13 protein-coding genes and 1 pseudogene are annotated in these 15,488 nt (G+C 56.8%); 8 read left to right on the top strand and 6 right to left on the bottom strand.

Annotated elements, in window-relative coordinates:
- Window positions 1-21: 21 nt before the first annotated feature.
- Window positions 22-963: a transaldolase gene (gene tal / locus C5F52_RS17220; RefSeq protein WP_104799608.1), complete on the top strand. Its 942-nt coding sequence runs from the start codon at window positions 22-24 to the stop codon at window positions 961-963.
- A gap of 120 nt (window positions 964-1,083) precedes the next feature.
- Here tal and groL read toward each other — a convergent pair whose 3' ends face one another.
- From groL to C5F52_RS17200, 4 genes are all read right to left on the bottom strand, one after another.
- The gene (gene groL / locus C5F52_RS17215; protein WP_104799607.1) at window positions 1,084-2,730 is read right to left on the bottom strand and encodes a chaperonin GroEL; all 1,647 of its coding nucleotides are present in this window, start codon (window positions 2,728-2,730) and stop codon (window positions 1,084-1,086) included.
- An 81-nt stretch (window positions 2,731-2,811) separates the two neighbouring features.
- On the bottom strand, window positions 2,812-3,099 hold the full coding sequence (gene groES, locus C5F52_RS17210; RefSeq protein WP_100133709.1) for a co-chaperone GroES: 288 nt from the start codon (window positions 3,097-3,099) through the stop codon (window positions 2,812-2,814).
- Between the two features lie 220 nt (window positions 3,100-3,319).
- The gene (locus tag C5F52_RS17205) at window positions 3,320-3,703 is read right to left on the bottom strand and encodes a hypothetical protein (RefSeq protein WP_104799606.1); all 384 of its coding nucleotides are present in this window, start codon (window positions 3,701-3,703) and stop codon (window positions 3,320-3,322) included.
- A 101-nt stretch (window positions 3,704-3,804) separates the two neighbouring features.
- A complete protein-coding gene (locus tag C5F52_RS17200; RefSeq protein ID WP_104799605.1) occupies window positions 3,805-5,859 on the bottom strand; it encodes a lytic transglycosylase domain-containing protein in 2,055 nt (684 codons plus the stop codon).
- 13 nt (window positions 5,860-5,872) lie between these two features.
- Here C5F52_RS17200 and C5F52_RS17195 point away from each other — a divergent pair, with 13 nt between their 5' ends.
- The 3 genes from C5F52_RS17195 (at window position 5,873) to C5F52_RS17185 (ending at window position 8,473) form a co-directional block, all read left to right on the top strand.
- Window positions 5,873-6,448 (top strand): 5-formyltetrahydrofolate cyclo-ligase, encoded by a 576-nt coding sequence (locus tag C5F52_RS17195; protein WP_104799604.1) that lies wholly within the window; start codon window positions 5,873-5,875, stop codon window positions 6,446-6,448.
- A 29-nt stretch (window positions 6,449-6,477) separates the two neighbouring features.
- Window positions 6,478-7,074 carry a TetR/AcrR family transcriptional regulator gene (locus C5F52_RS17190; protein WP_104799603.1) on the top strand — a complete coding sequence of 199 codons (597 nt, stop codon included), beginning with the start codon at window positions 6,478-6,480 and terminating at the stop codon, window positions 7,072-7,074.
- A 406-nt stretch (window positions 7,075-7,480) separates the two neighbouring features.
- On the top strand, window positions 7,481-8,473 hold the full coding sequence (locus tag C5F52_RS17185) for an MBL fold metallo-hydrolase (protein WP_104799602.1): 993 nt from the start codon (window positions 7,481-7,483) through the stop codon (window positions 8,471-8,473).
- A 57-nt stretch (window positions 8,474-8,530) separates the two neighbouring features.
- Here the strand turns inward: C5F52_RS17185 and C5F52_RS17180 are convergent, their stop codons facing one another.
- Window positions 8,531-9,421, bottom strand: coding sequence for a DUF6279 family lipoprotein (locus tag C5F52_RS17180; RefSeq protein ID WP_146100104.1), 891 nt, complete (start codon window positions 9,419-9,421; stop codon window positions 8,531-8,533).
- Between C5F52_RS17180 and glmU the strand changes: the two genes are divergently transcribed.
- Together glmU and C5F52_RS17170 are read left to right on the top strand one after the other, a co-directional pair.
- Window positions 9,420-10,811 (top strand): bifunctional UDP-N-acetylglucosamine diphosphorylase/glucosamine-1-phosphate N-acetyltransferase GlmU, encoded by a 1,392-nt coding sequence (glmU, locus tag C5F52_RS17175; RefSeq protein ID WP_236657901.1) that lies wholly within the window; start codon window positions 9,420-9,422, stop codon window positions 10,809-10,811. The genes C5F52_RS17180 and glmU overlap by 2 nt on opposite strands.
- 9 nt (window positions 10,812-10,820) lie before the next feature.
- Window positions 10,821-12,344, top strand: a complete 1,524-nt coding sequence (locus C5F52_RS17170; protein ID WP_201747038.1) for an ATP-binding protein — start codon at window positions 10,821-10,823, stop codon at window positions 12,342-12,344.
- A 103-nt stretch (window positions 12,345-12,447) separates the two neighbouring features.
- On the opposite strand, the gene C5F52_RS17165 is transcribed toward C5F52_RS17170, so the two are convergent.
- Window positions 12,448-12,942, bottom strand: coding sequence for an Lrp/AsnC family transcriptional regulator (locus tag C5F52_RS17165; RefSeq protein ID WP_104799600.1), 495 nt, complete (start codon window positions 12,940-12,942; stop codon window positions 12,448-12,450).
- Window positions 12,943-13,078: 136 nt separating this feature from the next.
- On the opposite strand from C5F52_RS17165, the gene glmS reads away from it, so the two are divergent.
- Entirely contained in the window at window positions 13,079-15,004 is a 1,926-nt protein-coding gene (gene glmS / locus C5F52_RS17160) for a glutamine--fructose-6-phosphate transaminase (isomerizing) (protein WP_104799599.1), read from the top strand.
- Between the two features lie 72 nt (window positions 15,005-15,076).
- Window positions 15,077-15,175 (top strand): annotated as a pseudogene (locus tag C5F52_RS30430) (transposase); the annotation flags it as partial.
- Between the last annotated feature and the right edge of the window lie 313 nt (window positions 15,176-15,488).

Genomic DNA, 15,488 nt, shown 5'->3' with positions numbered 1-15,488 from the left:
TTCGCGCTAGATAATTGCGCCATGAACCAACTCGACGCCCTCAAACAATTCACCACCGTCGTGGCCGACACTGGCGACTTCAAGCAACTCGCTCAGTTCCAGCCGCAAGACGCCACCACCAACCCCTCGCTGATTTTGAAAGCGGTGCAAAAGCCCGAATACCTGCCTTTGCTCAAAGACACCGTGGCCGCCCACAGCAACGAGCACATGGACGCGCAGATTGACCGCTTGTTGGTGCGCTTTGGTTGCGAAATTTTGGCCACCATCCCAGGTCGTGTGTCTACCGAAGTGGATGCACGTTTGAGCTTTGACACCGCAGCCACCGTGGCGCGTGCCAAGCGCATCATGGCGCTGTATGAAGCGCAGGGTGTGAAGCGCGAGCGCGTGCTCATCAAAATTGCTTCTACTTGGGAAGGTATTCAAGCCGCGGCCGAGCTGGAGCGCGAAGGCATTCGCACCAACCTCACTTTGCTGTTCTCCTTCGCCCAAGCGGTGGCCTGCGGCGATGCCAAGGTGCAACTCATTTCTCCGTTTGTGGGCCGCATTTACGACTGGTACAAAAAGTCGGCAGGCGCGGCTTGGGTAGAGGCCGACAACGCAAACGCCAACGACCCTGGCGTGAAGTCGGTGCGTGCCATTTACAACCACTACAAACGCCACGGCATCGCCACCGAGGTGATGGGCGCAAGCTTTCGCAACGTGGGCCAAATCACCGCGTTGGCGGGTTGCGATTTGTTGACCATTGCGCCTGAGTTGCTGGCGCAGTTAGGCGCATCGACCGAGCCGTTGACACAAGCCCTGAGCGCGTCTGCCGCCCTGCAACTGGACTTGCCTGAGGTGCACCACACTGAGGCGTCTTTCCGCTTCGCCATGAACGAGGATGCCATGGCCACCGAGAAGTTGGCCGAAGGCATTCGCGCGTTCTGTGTGGATGCGGTGAAACTGGAAGCATTGATGCACTAAGCGTTGTCACGCGCACGCCAACAAAGCGCAGACGAAAAAAATCCCCGCAAGGCGTGAGCCCTGCGGGGATTTTTTTGTTTGGCAAGAGCACCGAAGTGCTCAGGCAAGACGGTAGTGCAATTACATGCCCATGCCGCCCATACCACCCATGCCGCCCATGTCAGGCATGCCGCCAGCGCCGGACTCTTCTTTCGGTGCTTCCGAAATCATGCACTCGGTGGTCAACATCAAAGAGGCCACAGACGCTGCGTTTTGCAAGGCAGTGCGTGTCACTTTGGTTGGGTCCAAGATGCCCATTTCGATCATGTCGCCGTAGGTGTCGTTGGCTGCGTTGAAGCCGTAGTTGCCTTTGCCAGCCAACACAGCGTTCACCACAACGGAAGGCTCGCCACCTGCGTTGTAAACGATTTCGCGCAGAGGGGCTTCGATGGCTTTCAACACCAGTTTGATACCGGCGTCTTGGTCAGCGTTGTCACCTTTGATGGTGCCAGCGGTTTGACGTGCACGCAGCAATGCCACGCCGCCACCAGCCACGATGCCTTCTTCCACAGCAGCGCGGGTGGCGTGCAGGGCGTCTTCAACGCGGGCTTTCTTCTCTTTCATTTCGACTTCGGTGGCAGCGCCCACCTTGATCACGGCCACACCGCCAGCCAACTTGGCCACGCGCTCTTGCAGCTTCTCGCGGTCGTAGTCAGACGTGGCTTCTTCGATTTGCACGCGCACTTGTTTGACGCGGGCTTCGATGTCAGCAGCTGCACCAGCGCCGTCGATGATGATGGTGTTTTCTTTGCCCACTTCGATGCGCTTGGCTTGGCCCAGATCGGCCAAAGTCACTTTTTCGAGGGTCAGGCCGACTTCTTCAGCGATCACTTTGCCGCCGGTCAAGATGGCGATGTCTTCCAACATGGCCTTGCGACGGTCACCAAAGCCAGGGGCCTTGACAGCCACAACCTTCAAGATGCCACGGATGGTGTTCACCACCAAAGTTGCCAAGGCTTCGCCTTCGACTTCTTCGGCAATGATCAACAAAGGACGGCCAGCTTTTGCAACGGCTTCCAAGGTAGGCAGCAGATCGCGGATGTTGCTGATCTTTTTGTCGAACAACAACACGAAGGGGTTGTCCAGCAAGGCGGCTTGCTTTTCGGGGTTGTTGATGAAGTAAGGCGACAGGTAGCCGCGGTCGAATTGCATGCCTTCAACGATGTCGAGTTCGTTGTCCAAAGACTTGCCGTCTTCGACAGTGATCACGCCTTCTTTGCCCACTTTGTCCATGGCTTTAGCGATGATGTCGCCGATGCTGTGGTCGCTGTTGGCAGAGATCGAGCCGACTTGGGCGATTTCTTTGGTCGTTGTGGTGGCCTTGGTGGCTTTCTTCAACTCTTCGATCAAAGCTGCAACAGCCTTGTCGATGCCGCGCTTCAAGTCCATGGGGTTCATGCCAGCGGCCACGTACTTCATGCCTTCGCGCACGATGGCTTGAGCCAACACGGTCGCGGTGGTGGTGCCGTCACCAGCGTTGTCAGACGTCTTGGAAGCAACTTCCTTGACCATCTGAGCGCCCATGTTTTGCAACTTGTCTTTGAGTTCGATTTCCTTGGCCACGGACACGCCGTCTTTGGTCACGGTAGGGGCGCCGAAAGAGCGCTCCAACACCACGTTACGACCCTTGGGGCCCAAAGTCACTTTGACCGCGTTGGCCAAAATGTTCACGCCTTCAACCATGCGTGCGCGGGCTTCGCCGCCGAAAATTACGTCTTTTGCTGCCATTTTTCTAACTCCAAAATTTATTTAATCAGTTGAGGACAGAGCGACTGGGCGCTTCGCGCGTCAGTCGGTCTGTCCCGCAAGTTATTCGACTACCGCGAACAGGTCTTCTTCTTTCATGACCAACAGTTCGTCGCCAGCGACTTTGACGGTTTGGCCGCTGTATTTGCCGAACAACACGCGGTCGCCGACTTTCACGGTCAAAGCTTTGGTCTCGCCTTTGTCGTTGGTTTTGCCTGGGCCAACGGCCAAAACTTCACCTTGATCAGGCTTTTCAGCAGCTGAATCAGGAATCACGATGCCAGAGGCGGTTTTTGTTTCGCTTTCGATACGTTTAACGATCACGCGGTCGCCGAGAGGACGAAGTTTCATTGCATCTCCAAATAGGAACTAAGGGTTTGAAAGCAAAGCGCCCACAGGGTGTGGACGCCGATTAACCACTGGCTGAGTGTTAGCACTCCATGCCATTGAGTGCTAATTTTAGGGCAAGTCGGGGGATTTCAAGTGCGGGGTTGGCAGGATTCTTAGGCAAAAAAAAGCACCGCCATGGCGGTGCTTTCAATAAGGCTGGTTTAGCAGCCTGTGTTTTCGCTCAGTCGTTGCGACCGATGGCCCATTGCAAATCGGCTGCCACGCGGTGGTCGCCCATGGCTTTGGCCCACATGCGATCTTCACGGTCGGCTTGGATCCAAGCGCGCACGCCTTGAGCGGCGTATTTGGCAACGCCCCACACGGACATCAGCAACGCGGTCCACAAAACCACCCAAGCGCCCAGTTCTTGGCCTTGTTCGGCGTTTTCGACGATGTCGTAAATCGAGGCGATCAGGCTCAGCGCGCCAAACAAGACCAACACCACGGCGTAGGTGCTTTCTTGTTGCAAGCGTTGCACCAGCGATTGGCCGGTTGCAAAAGCGCGTTCTGCGCGGGCCACGCCAGGGTGTGTGGTGTTGTAAGTGACGTTGACGAATGAGGTCATGTGGAATCCTTTAATTGCAGTGTCAGACTGAAGTAAGGAGAGTATAGGGTTTATACCTATACATGGCAAGACCTAAGGTTAATTTTTCGACCCTAGCCGCTTCACGGCAGCTCTAAGTTTTCCAAAATGGCGTTCACATCACGCGGACCCACGCGCCCGAGCTTGGCTTTGAGCGATTGGGGCTCCCCAGTGATGAGCGCGGCGTAGTTGGTGGTGTTGGAGAGCACCTTTTTCACGTAATCGCGGGTTTCGTTGAAGGGCACGTTCTCGGCCCAGATGGCGGCTTCGAGCATGGGACCCGAGCCGTCGTTGGGCGCGCGCCAGCGGCGTGAGCGGCTGGGGCCGGCGTTGTAGGCGGCGGCGGCCAGTGGCATGGAGCCTTCAAAGCTGTCGAGCACCAACTTCAAATAACCGGTGCCGATGGCGATGTTGGTGTCACGGTCGGTGATTTGGTCGGGCGTGAAGCTGGTCAAGCCAATTTTCTTGGCGGTCCATTTGGCGGTGGCGGGCATGACTTGCATCAGACCCGAAGCGCCCACGCCTGAACGGGCATCGGTCACAAAGCGGCTTTCTTGGCGAATCAGGCCGTACACATACGCGGGATCGAGGTTGATTTGGCGGGCACGCGCAATGACGGCGTCTTTGTGCGGCATCGGAAAGCGTTGCTCAAAGTCCATCACCTGACGGGTGCGCTCGCTGGTGTTGATGCAGCGGTCCCACACTTGGTGGTCGCAAGCGAGTTGGGCGGCGGCCAGCAAGTCGCGGTCGCTCATGGGTCCGGCTTGGCCTTGGGCGTTGACGAGGTTGGTGGCGTAGTTCCACTCGCGCACGCCTTCAGGACGCAAGCCCATGGCGATGGCGTACAGCGCGCGTTGCAACGAGGGGTTGCGGCGGGCGGTTTCGTATTCCTCGGGCGTGGGGGGCAGTGGACGTGCAGGCACGGTCACTTTGCGACCCAGCTCTTCAAGTGCAAGTTGCTCGTAAAAACCACGAACGCCCGCGATGCTCTCCAGCATGGTGGTGGCTTCTTGCTGAATTTGCGGGGTGACTTTTTTACGCGCGAGCAGGGCGCGAGCTTCCCAATAAACCCACGTCGGGTCGCGCCTGACTTCGGCGCTCATGCCTTGGATGGCTGACTCGACGGCGGCCCAATTGGGTGTGTTGCCCGCACGCAAGGCGGCGCGGGCTTTCCAGGCCAGCATGTCGTCGCTGAGGTCTTTGTCGCGTGCGACCCGGGCAAAGTGGCGCAGGGCATCGTCTTCGAGTTTCATGGCCGATTGACGGCCAATCACCCCCCACACCCAGTGACGCTCTTCGGCGGTGAGGTAGGGCTGCCACTTGGTGCGCAGCAGTTTGTCGGCGTCATCGGGGTCGGTGGCGGCGACTTTGACCAAGGCCATCACCACCAGCTCTTGCCGCACTTTTGGGGGGGCGGCAATGTGGCGTTTTAAAAACTGGGCCGCGTTGTTGTGAATGTCGGCCACGGCGTTGACAGCATCGGGGGCCACGATTTGCACGGCATTGCGTGCAGAGCGGGGGCGGCTTTGCTCCATCATCAAGCGGGCTTTGCGCCAGATGTCCAGCGCATTGAATTGTTTGGCGTCGTACAAGCGGTCGGCGGCGAAGGTGCAGCCGTCATCGGCTTCGCGCATGCTCATCCAGCTGCGGCGCACTTCGTCGGCCATGCCTGGGTTGGCTTGCGGGCCTTTTTGCATGAGTTCGACGGCCAAGATGTAGCAACGCAGCTCGCGGTCGTCGCGCATGCGGTAGTGGGGGTGTTCGTTGGCCAGCGTGCTCCAGTCGCGGCGGTTGCCCAGCAGCAGCAGCCAGTCGTTGCGCAGTCGGTCTTCTTGGTAAGAGCTGGGGTAGGTGGCGAAAAAGCTGCGCACTTCGGCCGTGCTGGCTTCGTCCAAACGGGCTTTGAGTTCCCAATAGGCCGCCCACACTTCGAGGGGGTGGCCTTTGGCTTGCGGCAGCAACGCGGTCAAACGCTTTTTGTCGCCACGTTTGAAAGCTTGCGCCATCTCGGTGATGACGCCGTCCATTTGTGGGTTGGTGATGACCGTGGCGGCCTGCGCCGTGGTGACCGAGGGGAGCAAGGGGCTGCAAGCCACAAAGGCGCTTGCAAACAGTGACACAATGACAGAGAACTTCATGCACTGATTATCTGTGGACAAAAAAACTTTGCGCCAGCAGCTCATAGAAGAGCGTTTGAACATGCCCGATCGTCTGGCACGGGCCGATAGCTTGCAGCGCGTGATGCGCATTTGGCTGTTCGACCGCCCCGACACGGTGATCGGCGCCTATTGGCCCATCAAAGGCGAGTTTGACCCGCTGCCCGCCTTGCACCGCTGGAAAGAAGACGGCGAGCTGTCTGACCAACCCCAGCGCCGACGCATTGGCTTGCCCGTGGTCGACAAAGCGCACAAAACGCTCACGTTTCACGCTTGGTACCCCGGTTGTCCGATGGAAGAAGACGCCTACGGCATCCCCAAACCCAAAGACACCGAAGTGATCGTGCCCACCTTGCTGTTTGTGCCTTGCGTGGGTTATGGCGCAGGTGGATTCCGCTTGGGCTACGGCGGTGGTTTTTATGACCGCACCTTGGCCACCTTGCAACCCAAGCCTTTCACGGCAGGCTTGGGCTTCACCCATGGGTTCTTGCCCGACCTGATGCCTGAGCCGCACGACATGCCACTGGACGCGCTGTTGAACGACAACGGCGTGGTTTGGCCCATGCGCTGAGGCGCTGGCTACGCTCAACAGTCACCGACATGGCTCGCCCCAAATCTGCCACCCACGACCTCAAGCGCGACGAAATCTTAGACATCGCCGCGCAGTGCTTTGCCGACGGCAGCTACCCTGCCACCAGCATGAACACCATCGCCGCGGCGGGCGGCACCTCCAAAGCGCGGCTGTATCACTATTACGACAGCAAAGAGGCCATCCTGTTTGACTTGCTCGACCGCTACACCCAACGCTTGTTGGCGTTGATCGGCGAGTCGCAAGCCGTGGCCCAGCGCGGCAATTTGGACGACCGCGCCTCGCTGCACGAGTTGATTCGCCGCTTTTTGCAAGAGTACGAAAGCTCCGCGACCCGCCATGTGGCGCTGGTGAGCGACACCCAGTTTTTAGGCCCCGAGCAACGCGCTTTGATCGTGGGCCGTCAGCGCGACGTGGTGGCCGCCTTCACCCTTTTCTTGAAACGTGCCTATCCCGAGCGCCTGACCGCGACCAACCAAACCGCGGTGACCATGATGCTGTTTGGCATGATCAACTGGACCTTCACTTGGCTGCGACCCGACGGGCCGATGAGTTACACCGAGTTTGCGGATGAGGTGATTGCCATGTTGGAGCGGGGGTTGGTTTGAGGGAGCTGTTGGTATGCGGGGGGTCTCTTTCGCTTCGACAGGGTGAGCGGGCGGGGCGCTTGGCGGTTCCTTCGCTTCGCTCTTAACGTCACCGCCAAGCGCCCCGCCCACTCACCCTGTCTACGGATGGTTGGAGGCTGGTGCATACATTCAGCGCCTGCTTTGACCAAAGTTTGTCCACCAGAAGGCCTCCGAACCCAGATTCAACGCCCGCACTGCAAGGGCTGAGGCACAGGCCCCACGGCGACGTTAAGAGCGCAGCGAAGGAGTCGTGGGGCCTGTGCCTCAGCTCTTGCCAAGCAAAAGTGTCTTAAAAACCAAGACAAAAATAATTCACCAATCCATAACCAATTTCGTTTAGTTAAACTCTCAGCAAGAAACAAAACCCAACTTGGAGATACAAAACATGTCCACCGCCCCCACCAAAGCCTTTGCCAGTCAAGCCGACTTGACCGAGAAAAAAATTAAGTTTGAGCAACTCAGCGCCCACTGCTGGGCCTACACCGCCGAGGGTGACCCCAACTCTGGCGTCATCATTGGTGACAAATTCATCATGGTCAGCGACGCAACGGCCACGCCCGCATTGGCCCGCGACTTGATCGCCAAAATTCGCACTGTCAGCGACAAGCCCATCAAATACGTCTTGCTCACCCACTACCACGCGGTGCGCGTGTTGGGTGCCAGCGCTTATGCTGCCGAAGGTGCGACCGAAATCATTGCCAGCCGTGGCACGTACGAGCTCATCGTCGAGCGCGGTGCGCAAGACATGCAAAGCGAGATCGAGCGCTTCCCCCGCTTGTTCCAAGGGGTCGAGAGCATCCCCGGTTTGACGTGGCCCACCATGGTCATCGGTGACGGCAAGCCTGGTCGCCAAGGTTCGTTGACCATCGACTTGGGGGGCGTGAAGGTCGAGATTTGGCACCCCGGCTCAGGCCACACCCGTGGCGACACCATCGCTTGGGTGGACGAAGAAAAAGTGCTGTTCAGCGGCGACTTGGTGGAGTACGAAGCCGGTGTGTACACCGGTGACGCCCAACTCGAAGAGTGGCCCGCGACCTTGGAAGCCTTGAAAGCGCTCAACGCCGAGGCCATCGTGCCCGGACGCGGCGAAGCCATGAAGGGCAATGCCGATGTGAACAAGGCGTTGGGGTACACCCAGCGCTGGGTGGAAACCTTGTTCCGCTGTGGCAAAGAAGCTGCCGCACAAGGCATGGATTTGAAAGCCTCCATGGAACACACGCGCAAAAGCATGGACCCTATCTTTGGCCATGTGTTCATCTACGAACACTGCCTGCCTTTTGACGTGAGCCGTGCCTACGACGAAGCGCAAGGCATCAAGAACCCACGCATTTGGACCGCTCAGCGCGACAAAGAAATGTGGGCGGCTTTGCAGGCGTAAAGCCTAGGTCCAAGCCTCAGAGCTCAACCTTTCGCGTGCTGGCATGTCCAGCACGTTTTACTTTTGGCTCGTCAAAATTCGAAAGTCGTTTTCATAGCCCTGCAGACTTTCCACCATGCGCTTGCGTTGCGCGGGCGTGGTGCTGTTGTGCAGCTTGGCAAAGCCTTCGCAGTTCTCTTGCCACAGCACACGGTTGTAGGCGCGGTAGCGCTCGTTGGGCGAATTCAGCGCACGCTCCATCAGCCCATGCCACATCGCTTGCGCCTGCGCGGGGGCGCTGCCTTCTTGCGCCATGCGTTGCAGGGTTTGCATGGTGTCGGCTTGGCGGCGTTCGCGTTCGGCGTAGCTCAGCACGGGGTCAAACACTGACTCGCTCAACCAGCGGCGCAGCACCTCGCGTTGCGGGGTGTCGAGGCGCCCATAAAAATCTTCCAGGCGGTTGAGCGCTTGTTTGTTGCGGTAATGCAGGCGGTCTTCGGCATCGGGGTCTAGCCAATCTTTGCGCCAATCTTTGTTGGTTTTGTCAAAGCGCTTGCGCACGCTGCGCAGTTGTTCGGGCTTGAGTTGTACAGCCAAACGCGTGCTGGCGGGTTCCACAAAACGCAGCACCGTGGTGAAGCTGGTTTTCATGTCTTCGGTGATTGCGCACACTTGCGCGGGCGTGATGTCGTTGGGCGCCATGGCACGCATTTTTTGCAGCAGGGCGATGTATTCGGGCAGCTGTTGTTGGCGGTGCCAGCGTTGCAGCTCGGTCAGTGTGTCGCGGGTGAGTTGCTTTTGGCCGTCTTGCAAATCGGCGTAACTGTCGACCCACCAGTACAGCAAATCGTCGCTTTGGTTGTAAACCAGTTTGATCGTGCTGCAGCCCGTCAAAGCCACCAGCGCAAGCAAGGTCAGCCACAACGAGGCTTGGCGGATAATTCTTCGCAATAAAAGGATGAATAGCATGACAGCGTTAGATGTGGTGATCATGGCGGCCGGTAAAGGCACCCGTATGAAGAGCAGTATGCCTAAGGTTTTGCACCGCTTGGCGGGCAAGGCTTTGGTGCAGCATGTGATCGACACCGCGCGCAGCTTGAAGGCGCGCCACACCATCGTCATCACCGGTCACGGGGCGGAGCAAGTCGAGCCCGCTTTGCTGTCGGCCAATCCCAACGACCAATTGCAGTTTGCCCGCCAAATGCCCCAGCTCGGCACGGGCCACGCGGTGCAGCAAACCGTGCCCTTGTTGGCCGATGACGCCGTGGTGGTGGTGCTCTCGGGCGATGTGCCCTTGACGCAAGCCGACACCTTGCAGGCGCTGATTGACCTGTGCGACGGCAAGCAGCTCGCTCTGTTGACGATTGCGTTTGACGACCCCACCGGCTACGGCCGCATCGTGCGTAACCCTGCGGGCCAAGTGCACGCCATCGTCGAGCACAAAGATGCCAACGATGAACAGCGCGCGATCAATGAGGTGTACAGCGGCATCATGGCCGTGCCCGCCAAATTGCTCAAACCATGGCTGGCCCGCTTGGACAACCACAACGCGCAGCAAGAGTTTTATTTGACCGATGTCGTCAAGTTCGCCGAGGCCGATGGCGTGCCCGTGGTGGCTCACAAAATCAAAGACATGGCGCAAGTGGCGGGCGTCAACAGCCCCACGCAATTGGCCGAGTTGGAGCGCACGTTTCAGCTGCGCCAGGCGCAAGCGTTCATGGCCGACGGCGTGCGCATCATCGACCCCGCACGCTTTGATGTGCGCGGCACGTTGACTTGCGGTCAAGACGTTGAGATTGATGTGAACTGCATCTTTCAAGGTAATGTGTCGCTCGGTCACGGCGTGAAGATTGGCGCGAACTGCGTCATTGCCAACTGCACCATCGAAGCCGGCGCAGTGATTCACCCCTTCACCCACATCGACGGCGAAAAGCTGGGCGTGACCGTGGGCGAGGGCTCACTCATTGGCCCCTTCGCCCGTTTGCGCCCAGGCGCGCAGTTGGCCGCCGATGTGCACATTGGCAACTTTGTGGAAGTCAAAAACTCCACCCTAGCCAAAGGCGCAAAAGCCAACCACTTGGCCTACTTGGGCGACGCCACCGTGGGTGAACGCGTCAACTACGGCGCAGGCAGCATCACCGCCAACTACGATGGGGCCAACAAACACCGCACCGTCATCGAAGCCGATGTGCATGTGGGCAGCAACTGCGTGTTGGTGGCCCCCGTCACTATTGGCGCAGGCGGCACGGTGGGCGGTGGCTCGACCATCACCAAGAGCACTGAGGCTGGCGCTTTGAGCGTGGCGCGAGGCAAGCAAATCAGCATTGCTAACTACAAGCGGCCTCAGAAAAAGAAGTAAACATCATTTATGACAGACTCTGTTGAACTTCTTGCCAACGGTTGGGGAATGCCCGTGTTGTCTGATATCAATGCAAATTCTTTGCTCGATGCAGTGCTGCACGGTCGTGAAACCTTGCAACTGGAAACTAAGCGGGTTTCGGGAAAAATGGTGGGTAAGGCGCTGCAGACCATTTGTTCGTTCGCAAATACGCACGGTGGTTGGTTAATGCTCGGGGTTGAAGATTTCGATAAGGCTGTTGGACGCGATCGTCTGTTCGGGATTAAAGAGAACCCAGAAGCAATTGATGAGCTACTGCGCAAAATGCGTACCCAGTTTGCGCCTCCAATTGCTGGAATCACGCCGTGGTTTTTGATGACTGAATTGCGCGATGGAAAGTTGGATCAATTAATCGTTATCCAAGTCGCTCCGAGTGATAAGGTGCACTCGATCGTAGATGGTGGAACTTGGATGAGATTGCCTGCTAGCAATCGAGAAATGAATGCCAGTGAGATTACCGAGCTGTCCTATCGACGTGGCGTGCACAGTGCTGAAAGTGAACCAGTCAACGTTGATTTTGATTTGTTGGATACCGTTGTTTGGCGTCAGTTTATGGAGGGGCGAGGTTTGGCGTCTACAGGGGTGGCTGATCAGCTTTATCGTATTGGCTTGGCTCGAAAAGTTGATGGCGCACTTAAACCCTTGCGCGCTGCTGTCTTGCTTTTTGCAGATCATCCAGGGGCTTTGCTTGCTGCATCAGGTATGCGAGCTGATGTGCGCGTGTTTCACTACAAGGGAACAGTCGAACAAGCCGGTGATGTGCCTAATTTGAAGAAACCTCCCAAGACGTTTTCTGGACCGATCTATCAATTAATTACCCAAGTCAATGCCTACGTGCAGAACGAACTCGCACAGGGATTGACTTTGGCGGCTTCTGGTTTTCAGACGGTGCACCGCTATCCGGTTCGTGTGATCACTGAGGCGATTACGAATGCACTGATTCATCGCGATTACCACTTAAATCGTGACGTGTTAGTGCGAATTTTTGACAATCGTCTTGAGGTCATCAGTCCTGGACTATTTCCTGGTCGTATCACTGCGGCAACTGTGCAAAAAATGGGGTCGTTTGCACGAAATCCACTGATTGCTAGCAATTTGCGCGAATTTCCAGTTCCACCCAATGTGGATGCTGGTGAGGGCGTTCGGATGATGTTCAGCCTGATGCGTGCTGGCAATTTGTATCCTCCTCAGTATCGAGAATGGCGCGATCAGGCGCAGGAAGCTATTGTTGTGACGTTGCTCAATGAAGAGCGTCCACCGGTCTGGGAGCAAGTGAGCGATTGGATAGACCGCAATGGCCCAATCAATAACAGTGCGCTTTGTCAGATTTCTAGCCTGGACACGTTGAAAGCTTCGAAGCTTTTGCAGCGATGGGTGTTGCAAGGACTTTTGATCAACGATGACACTCGTGGCAAACGCAACACGGTTTATCGCAAGCCTAGTCAGATGGATACTGATTTACTGCCAAGATTACCATCCAATGAAGACTTGTAATCGAGGTTGATGTCAGCGATTTCATTATCTGTAGCGCTAGATAATGAAATCTTCGGTTGAAAATTATCTTTATAAAACAACAACTTGGTTGTTTTTTCATTATCTAAGTTGTCTTTCGCAACACCGGCCAAGTGCTGGTGAACTTCGCCCGCTTGGTTGCAAAAAACGCTTTCACATTTCGCACATTCGCATCTTGCGTCAGCAGGCGTTGCGTGATGGCCAGGTAGTCGGGCATGTCCGCAGCTTGCACCACCAGCACAAAGTCTGGCCCCGGCGACACGCGCCAACATTGCTGCACAGACTCGTCGGCGATGGCGCGTTGCTCGAAGGCGTCTAGGTGTTCGGCACCTTGTGTGTCAAGCGTGACTTCCACCAAAGAGGTCAAACCGTGGCCCAAGGCCGCGCCCAATTTGTCGGCGTTGAGCACGGCGATTTGTCGCTCAATCCAACCCTCGTCTGTCAGGCGCTTGACGCGGCGCAGGCAGGTGGGCGGCGAGATTTTGAAGCGTTCGGCCAAGGCCACGTTGCTGAGCGTGGCGTCGTGTTGCAAGGCGTCGAGTAGTTTCAGGTCGGTACTGTCTAGAAATTCTTGTTTCATAAAGTATAAGTAATTGAAATTAAATTCCAATATTTTGACGTTGTTGAATTTTCGTTCAGAAATCATAAAAAATACATAAGAAATTTCACGATGATCGGCCTACGATTCTGCCATTCCTCAATTTGGAGAGCTTCTTATGTGTGGCATCGTCGGCGCAGTTTCTACCCGCAACATCGTTCCCATCCTCGTGCAAGGTTTGCAGCGGCTCGAATACCGTGGCTACGACTCGTGTGGCGTGGCTGTGCACTCGGCCAGTTTGGGTGCGAAGCAGGGCGGCTTGCAACGTGCGCGCAGCACAGCACGCGTGTCTGAGCTGATGGACCAAGTCAAGGCTGACCGCATCGAAGGCGGCATTGGCATTGCCCACACACGCTGGGCCACGCACGGTGCGCCTGCTGTGCACAACGCGCATCCGCACTTCAGCCATGGCACGGGCGCTGGCGCGGGTGTTTACACAGGCGATGTGCCGAACAAAGCAGGCCAGAACGAGAAAGCCACCCCGAACAAGCCGGGCCGGGTGGCGCTGGTCCACAACGGCATCATCGAAAACCACGATGAGCTGCGCGCTGCACTGCAAGCCAAGGGCTACGAGTTCTTGAGCCAAACCGACACCGAAGTCATTGCCCACTTGGTGGACAGCCTCTACAACGGCGATCTGTTTGAAGCGGTCAAAGCCGCCATCGTGCAGCTGCACGGCGCGTACGCGATTGCCGTGTTTCACAAAGACGAACCGCACCGCGTCATTGGCGCACGCGCAGGCTCGCCGCTCATCTTGGGCGTGGGCAAAGAGCACAGCGAAACCTTCCTCGCCAGCGACGCCATGGCCTTGGCCGGTGTGACTGACCAAATCGTGTACCTCGAAGAAGGCGATGTGGTGGACATTCAAATCGGCAAATACTGGGTGCAAGACCGCAACCACAAAGCTGTGACACGCGAAGTTAAAACTGTGCAAGCGCACAGCGGCGCAGCCGAGTTGGGCCCTTACCGCCATTACATGCAAAAAGAAATCTTCGAGCAGCCGCGCGCCATTGCCGACACGCTCGAAGGTATTGAGGGCATCACGCCCGAGTTGTTTGGCGACGGCGCGTACTCGGTGTTCAAAGCCGTGGACAACGTGCTCATCCTCGCTTGTGGCACCAGCTACTACAGCGGCTGCGTGGCCAAGTATTGGATTGAAGCGATTGCCAAAATCCCTTGCCAAGTGGAAATTGCCAGCGAGTACCGCTACCGCGAATCGGTGCCCAACCCCAACAGCTTGGTGGTCACCATCAGCCAGTCGGGCGAGACGGCCGACACCTTGGCCGCACTGCGTCACGCGCAAGGCTTGGGCATGGACAAAACGCTCACCATTTGCAACGTGTCCACCAGCGCCATGGTGCGCGAGTGCAAGCTGGCCTACGTGACCCGTGCAGGCGCTGAGATTGGCGTGGCATCGACCAAAGCCTTCACCACACAGTTGGCCGGTTTGTTCTTGCTCACCTTGGCCTTGGCGCAAACCAAAGGCCGTTTGAGCGACGAAGAAGAAGCCAAGCACATCAAAGACATGCGCCACTTGCCAGCCGCTTTGCAAGCCGTGCTGGCGCTAGAACCGCAGCTTATCGCTTGGTCGCAAGACTTTGCCAGCAAAGAAAACGCTTTGTTCTTGGGTCGTGGCACGCATTACCCCATCGCGCTCGAAGGTGCGTTGAAGCTCAAAGAAATCACCTACATCCACGCCGAGGCCTATGCGGCTGGCGAGCTAAAGCACGGCCCCTTGGCCTTGGTCACCAGCGCCATGCCTGTGGTGACAGTGGCGCCTAACGATGCATTGCTGGAAAAACTCAAAAGCAACATGCAAGAAGTGCGCGCCCGTGGTGGCGTGCTGTATGTGTTGGCCGATGGCGACACGAAGATTGAAAGCAGCGAAGGCGTGAACGTCATTCGCATGCCTGAGCACTACGGCGTGCTTTCGCCCATCTTGCACGTCGTGCCGTTGCAGTTGCTCAGCTATCACACGGCGTGTGCGCGGGGGACGGATGTTGATAAACCTCGAAATTTAGCTAAGAGCGTGACTGTTGAGTAGGGTTGACTTGCCCTCTGCCAGCCATTACCAAAGTAATGGCAGTAAGTCCGTAAATTTTGGAGAATTGCGGATATCGAGACCACACGATTTACCGATGAGCAAATCATCGCTTTCCTCAAGCAAGCTGATGCCGGCATATTTATCAAGGCGCTATGCCGCAGCGGCGGCTTCAGATGCTTCAAGGCTGCGAAATCTGGAAAGGGCTCTACGGAGCCCTTTTAAATATCCGTCCCATAGAAATAGTGATATGTAGCTTCTCAATGAATATAAGGAATGAAGTTATGGAATATAGAAATAACTAAGATTCGTCGTTTAAAAAATGAATTCCATGTTCACCGAGGGTGTCCCGAATTTTGTGTAAACGGAGCGAGTGTTAATTCGTCGGCATCCTTCCCTCAAACTGGATCGTAAATCGGTTCAGCACAGGCTTCCAGTTTTGCACCGGCATCGTCCACTTCTTGGCGATGTTGTTCAGCGCCAAATA

Source organism: Limnohabitans sp. TS-CS-82 (assembly GCF_002943475.1).
Note: the sequence above shows the minus strand (reverse complement) of the source record. Positions and strands in the feature narration are given on the sequence as shown.

Bases quoted from the DNA above. Each gene is read 5' to 3' on its own strand.
- C5F52_RS17200 (WP_104799605.1), bottom strand. From the start codon at position 5,859: ATGAAGTTCTCTGTCATTGTGTCACTGTTTGCAAGCGCCTTTGTGGCT.
- tal (WP_104799608.1), top strand. From the start codon at position 22: ATGAACCAACTCGACGCCCTCAAACAATTCACCACCGTCGTGGCCGAC.
- glmU (WP_236657901.1), top strand. From the start codon at position 9,420: ATGACAGCGTTAGATGTGGTGATCATGGCGGCCGGTAAAGGCACCCGT.
- groES (WP_100133709.1), bottom strand. From the start codon at position 3,099: ATGAAACTTCGTCCTCTCGGCGACCGCGTGATCGTTAAACGTATCGAA.
- C5F52_RS17205 (WP_104799606.1), bottom strand. From the start codon at position 3,703: ATGACCTCATTCGTCAACGTCACTTACAACACCACACACCCTGGCGTG.
- C5F52_RS17180 (WP_146100104.1), bottom strand. From the start codon at position 9,421: ATGCTATTCATCCTTTTATTGCGAAGAATTATCCGCCAAGCCTCGTTG.
- C5F52_RS17165 (WP_104799600.1), bottom strand. From the start codon at position 12,942: ATGAAACAAGAATTTCTAGACAGTACCGACCTGAAACTACTCGACGCC.
- C5F52_RS17170 (WP_201747038.1), top strand. From the start codon at position 10,821: ATGACAGACTCTGTTGAACTTCTTGCCAACGGTTGGGGAATGCCCGTG.
- groL (WP_104799607.1), bottom strand. From the start codon at position 2,730: ATGGCAGCAAAAGACGTAATTTTCGGCGGCGAAGCCCGCGCACGCATG.
- C5F52_RS17190 (WP_104799603.1), top strand. From the start codon at position 6,478: ATGGCTCGCCCCAAATCTGCCACCCACGACCTCAAGCGCGACGAAATC.
- glmS (WP_104799599.1), top strand. From the start codon at position 13,079: ATGTGTGGCATCGTCGGCGCAGTTTCTACCCGCAACATCGTTCCCATC.
- C5F52_RS17185 (WP_104799602.1), top strand. From the start codon at position 7,481: ATGTCCACCGCCCCCACCAAAGCCTTTGCCAGTCAAGCCGACTTGACC.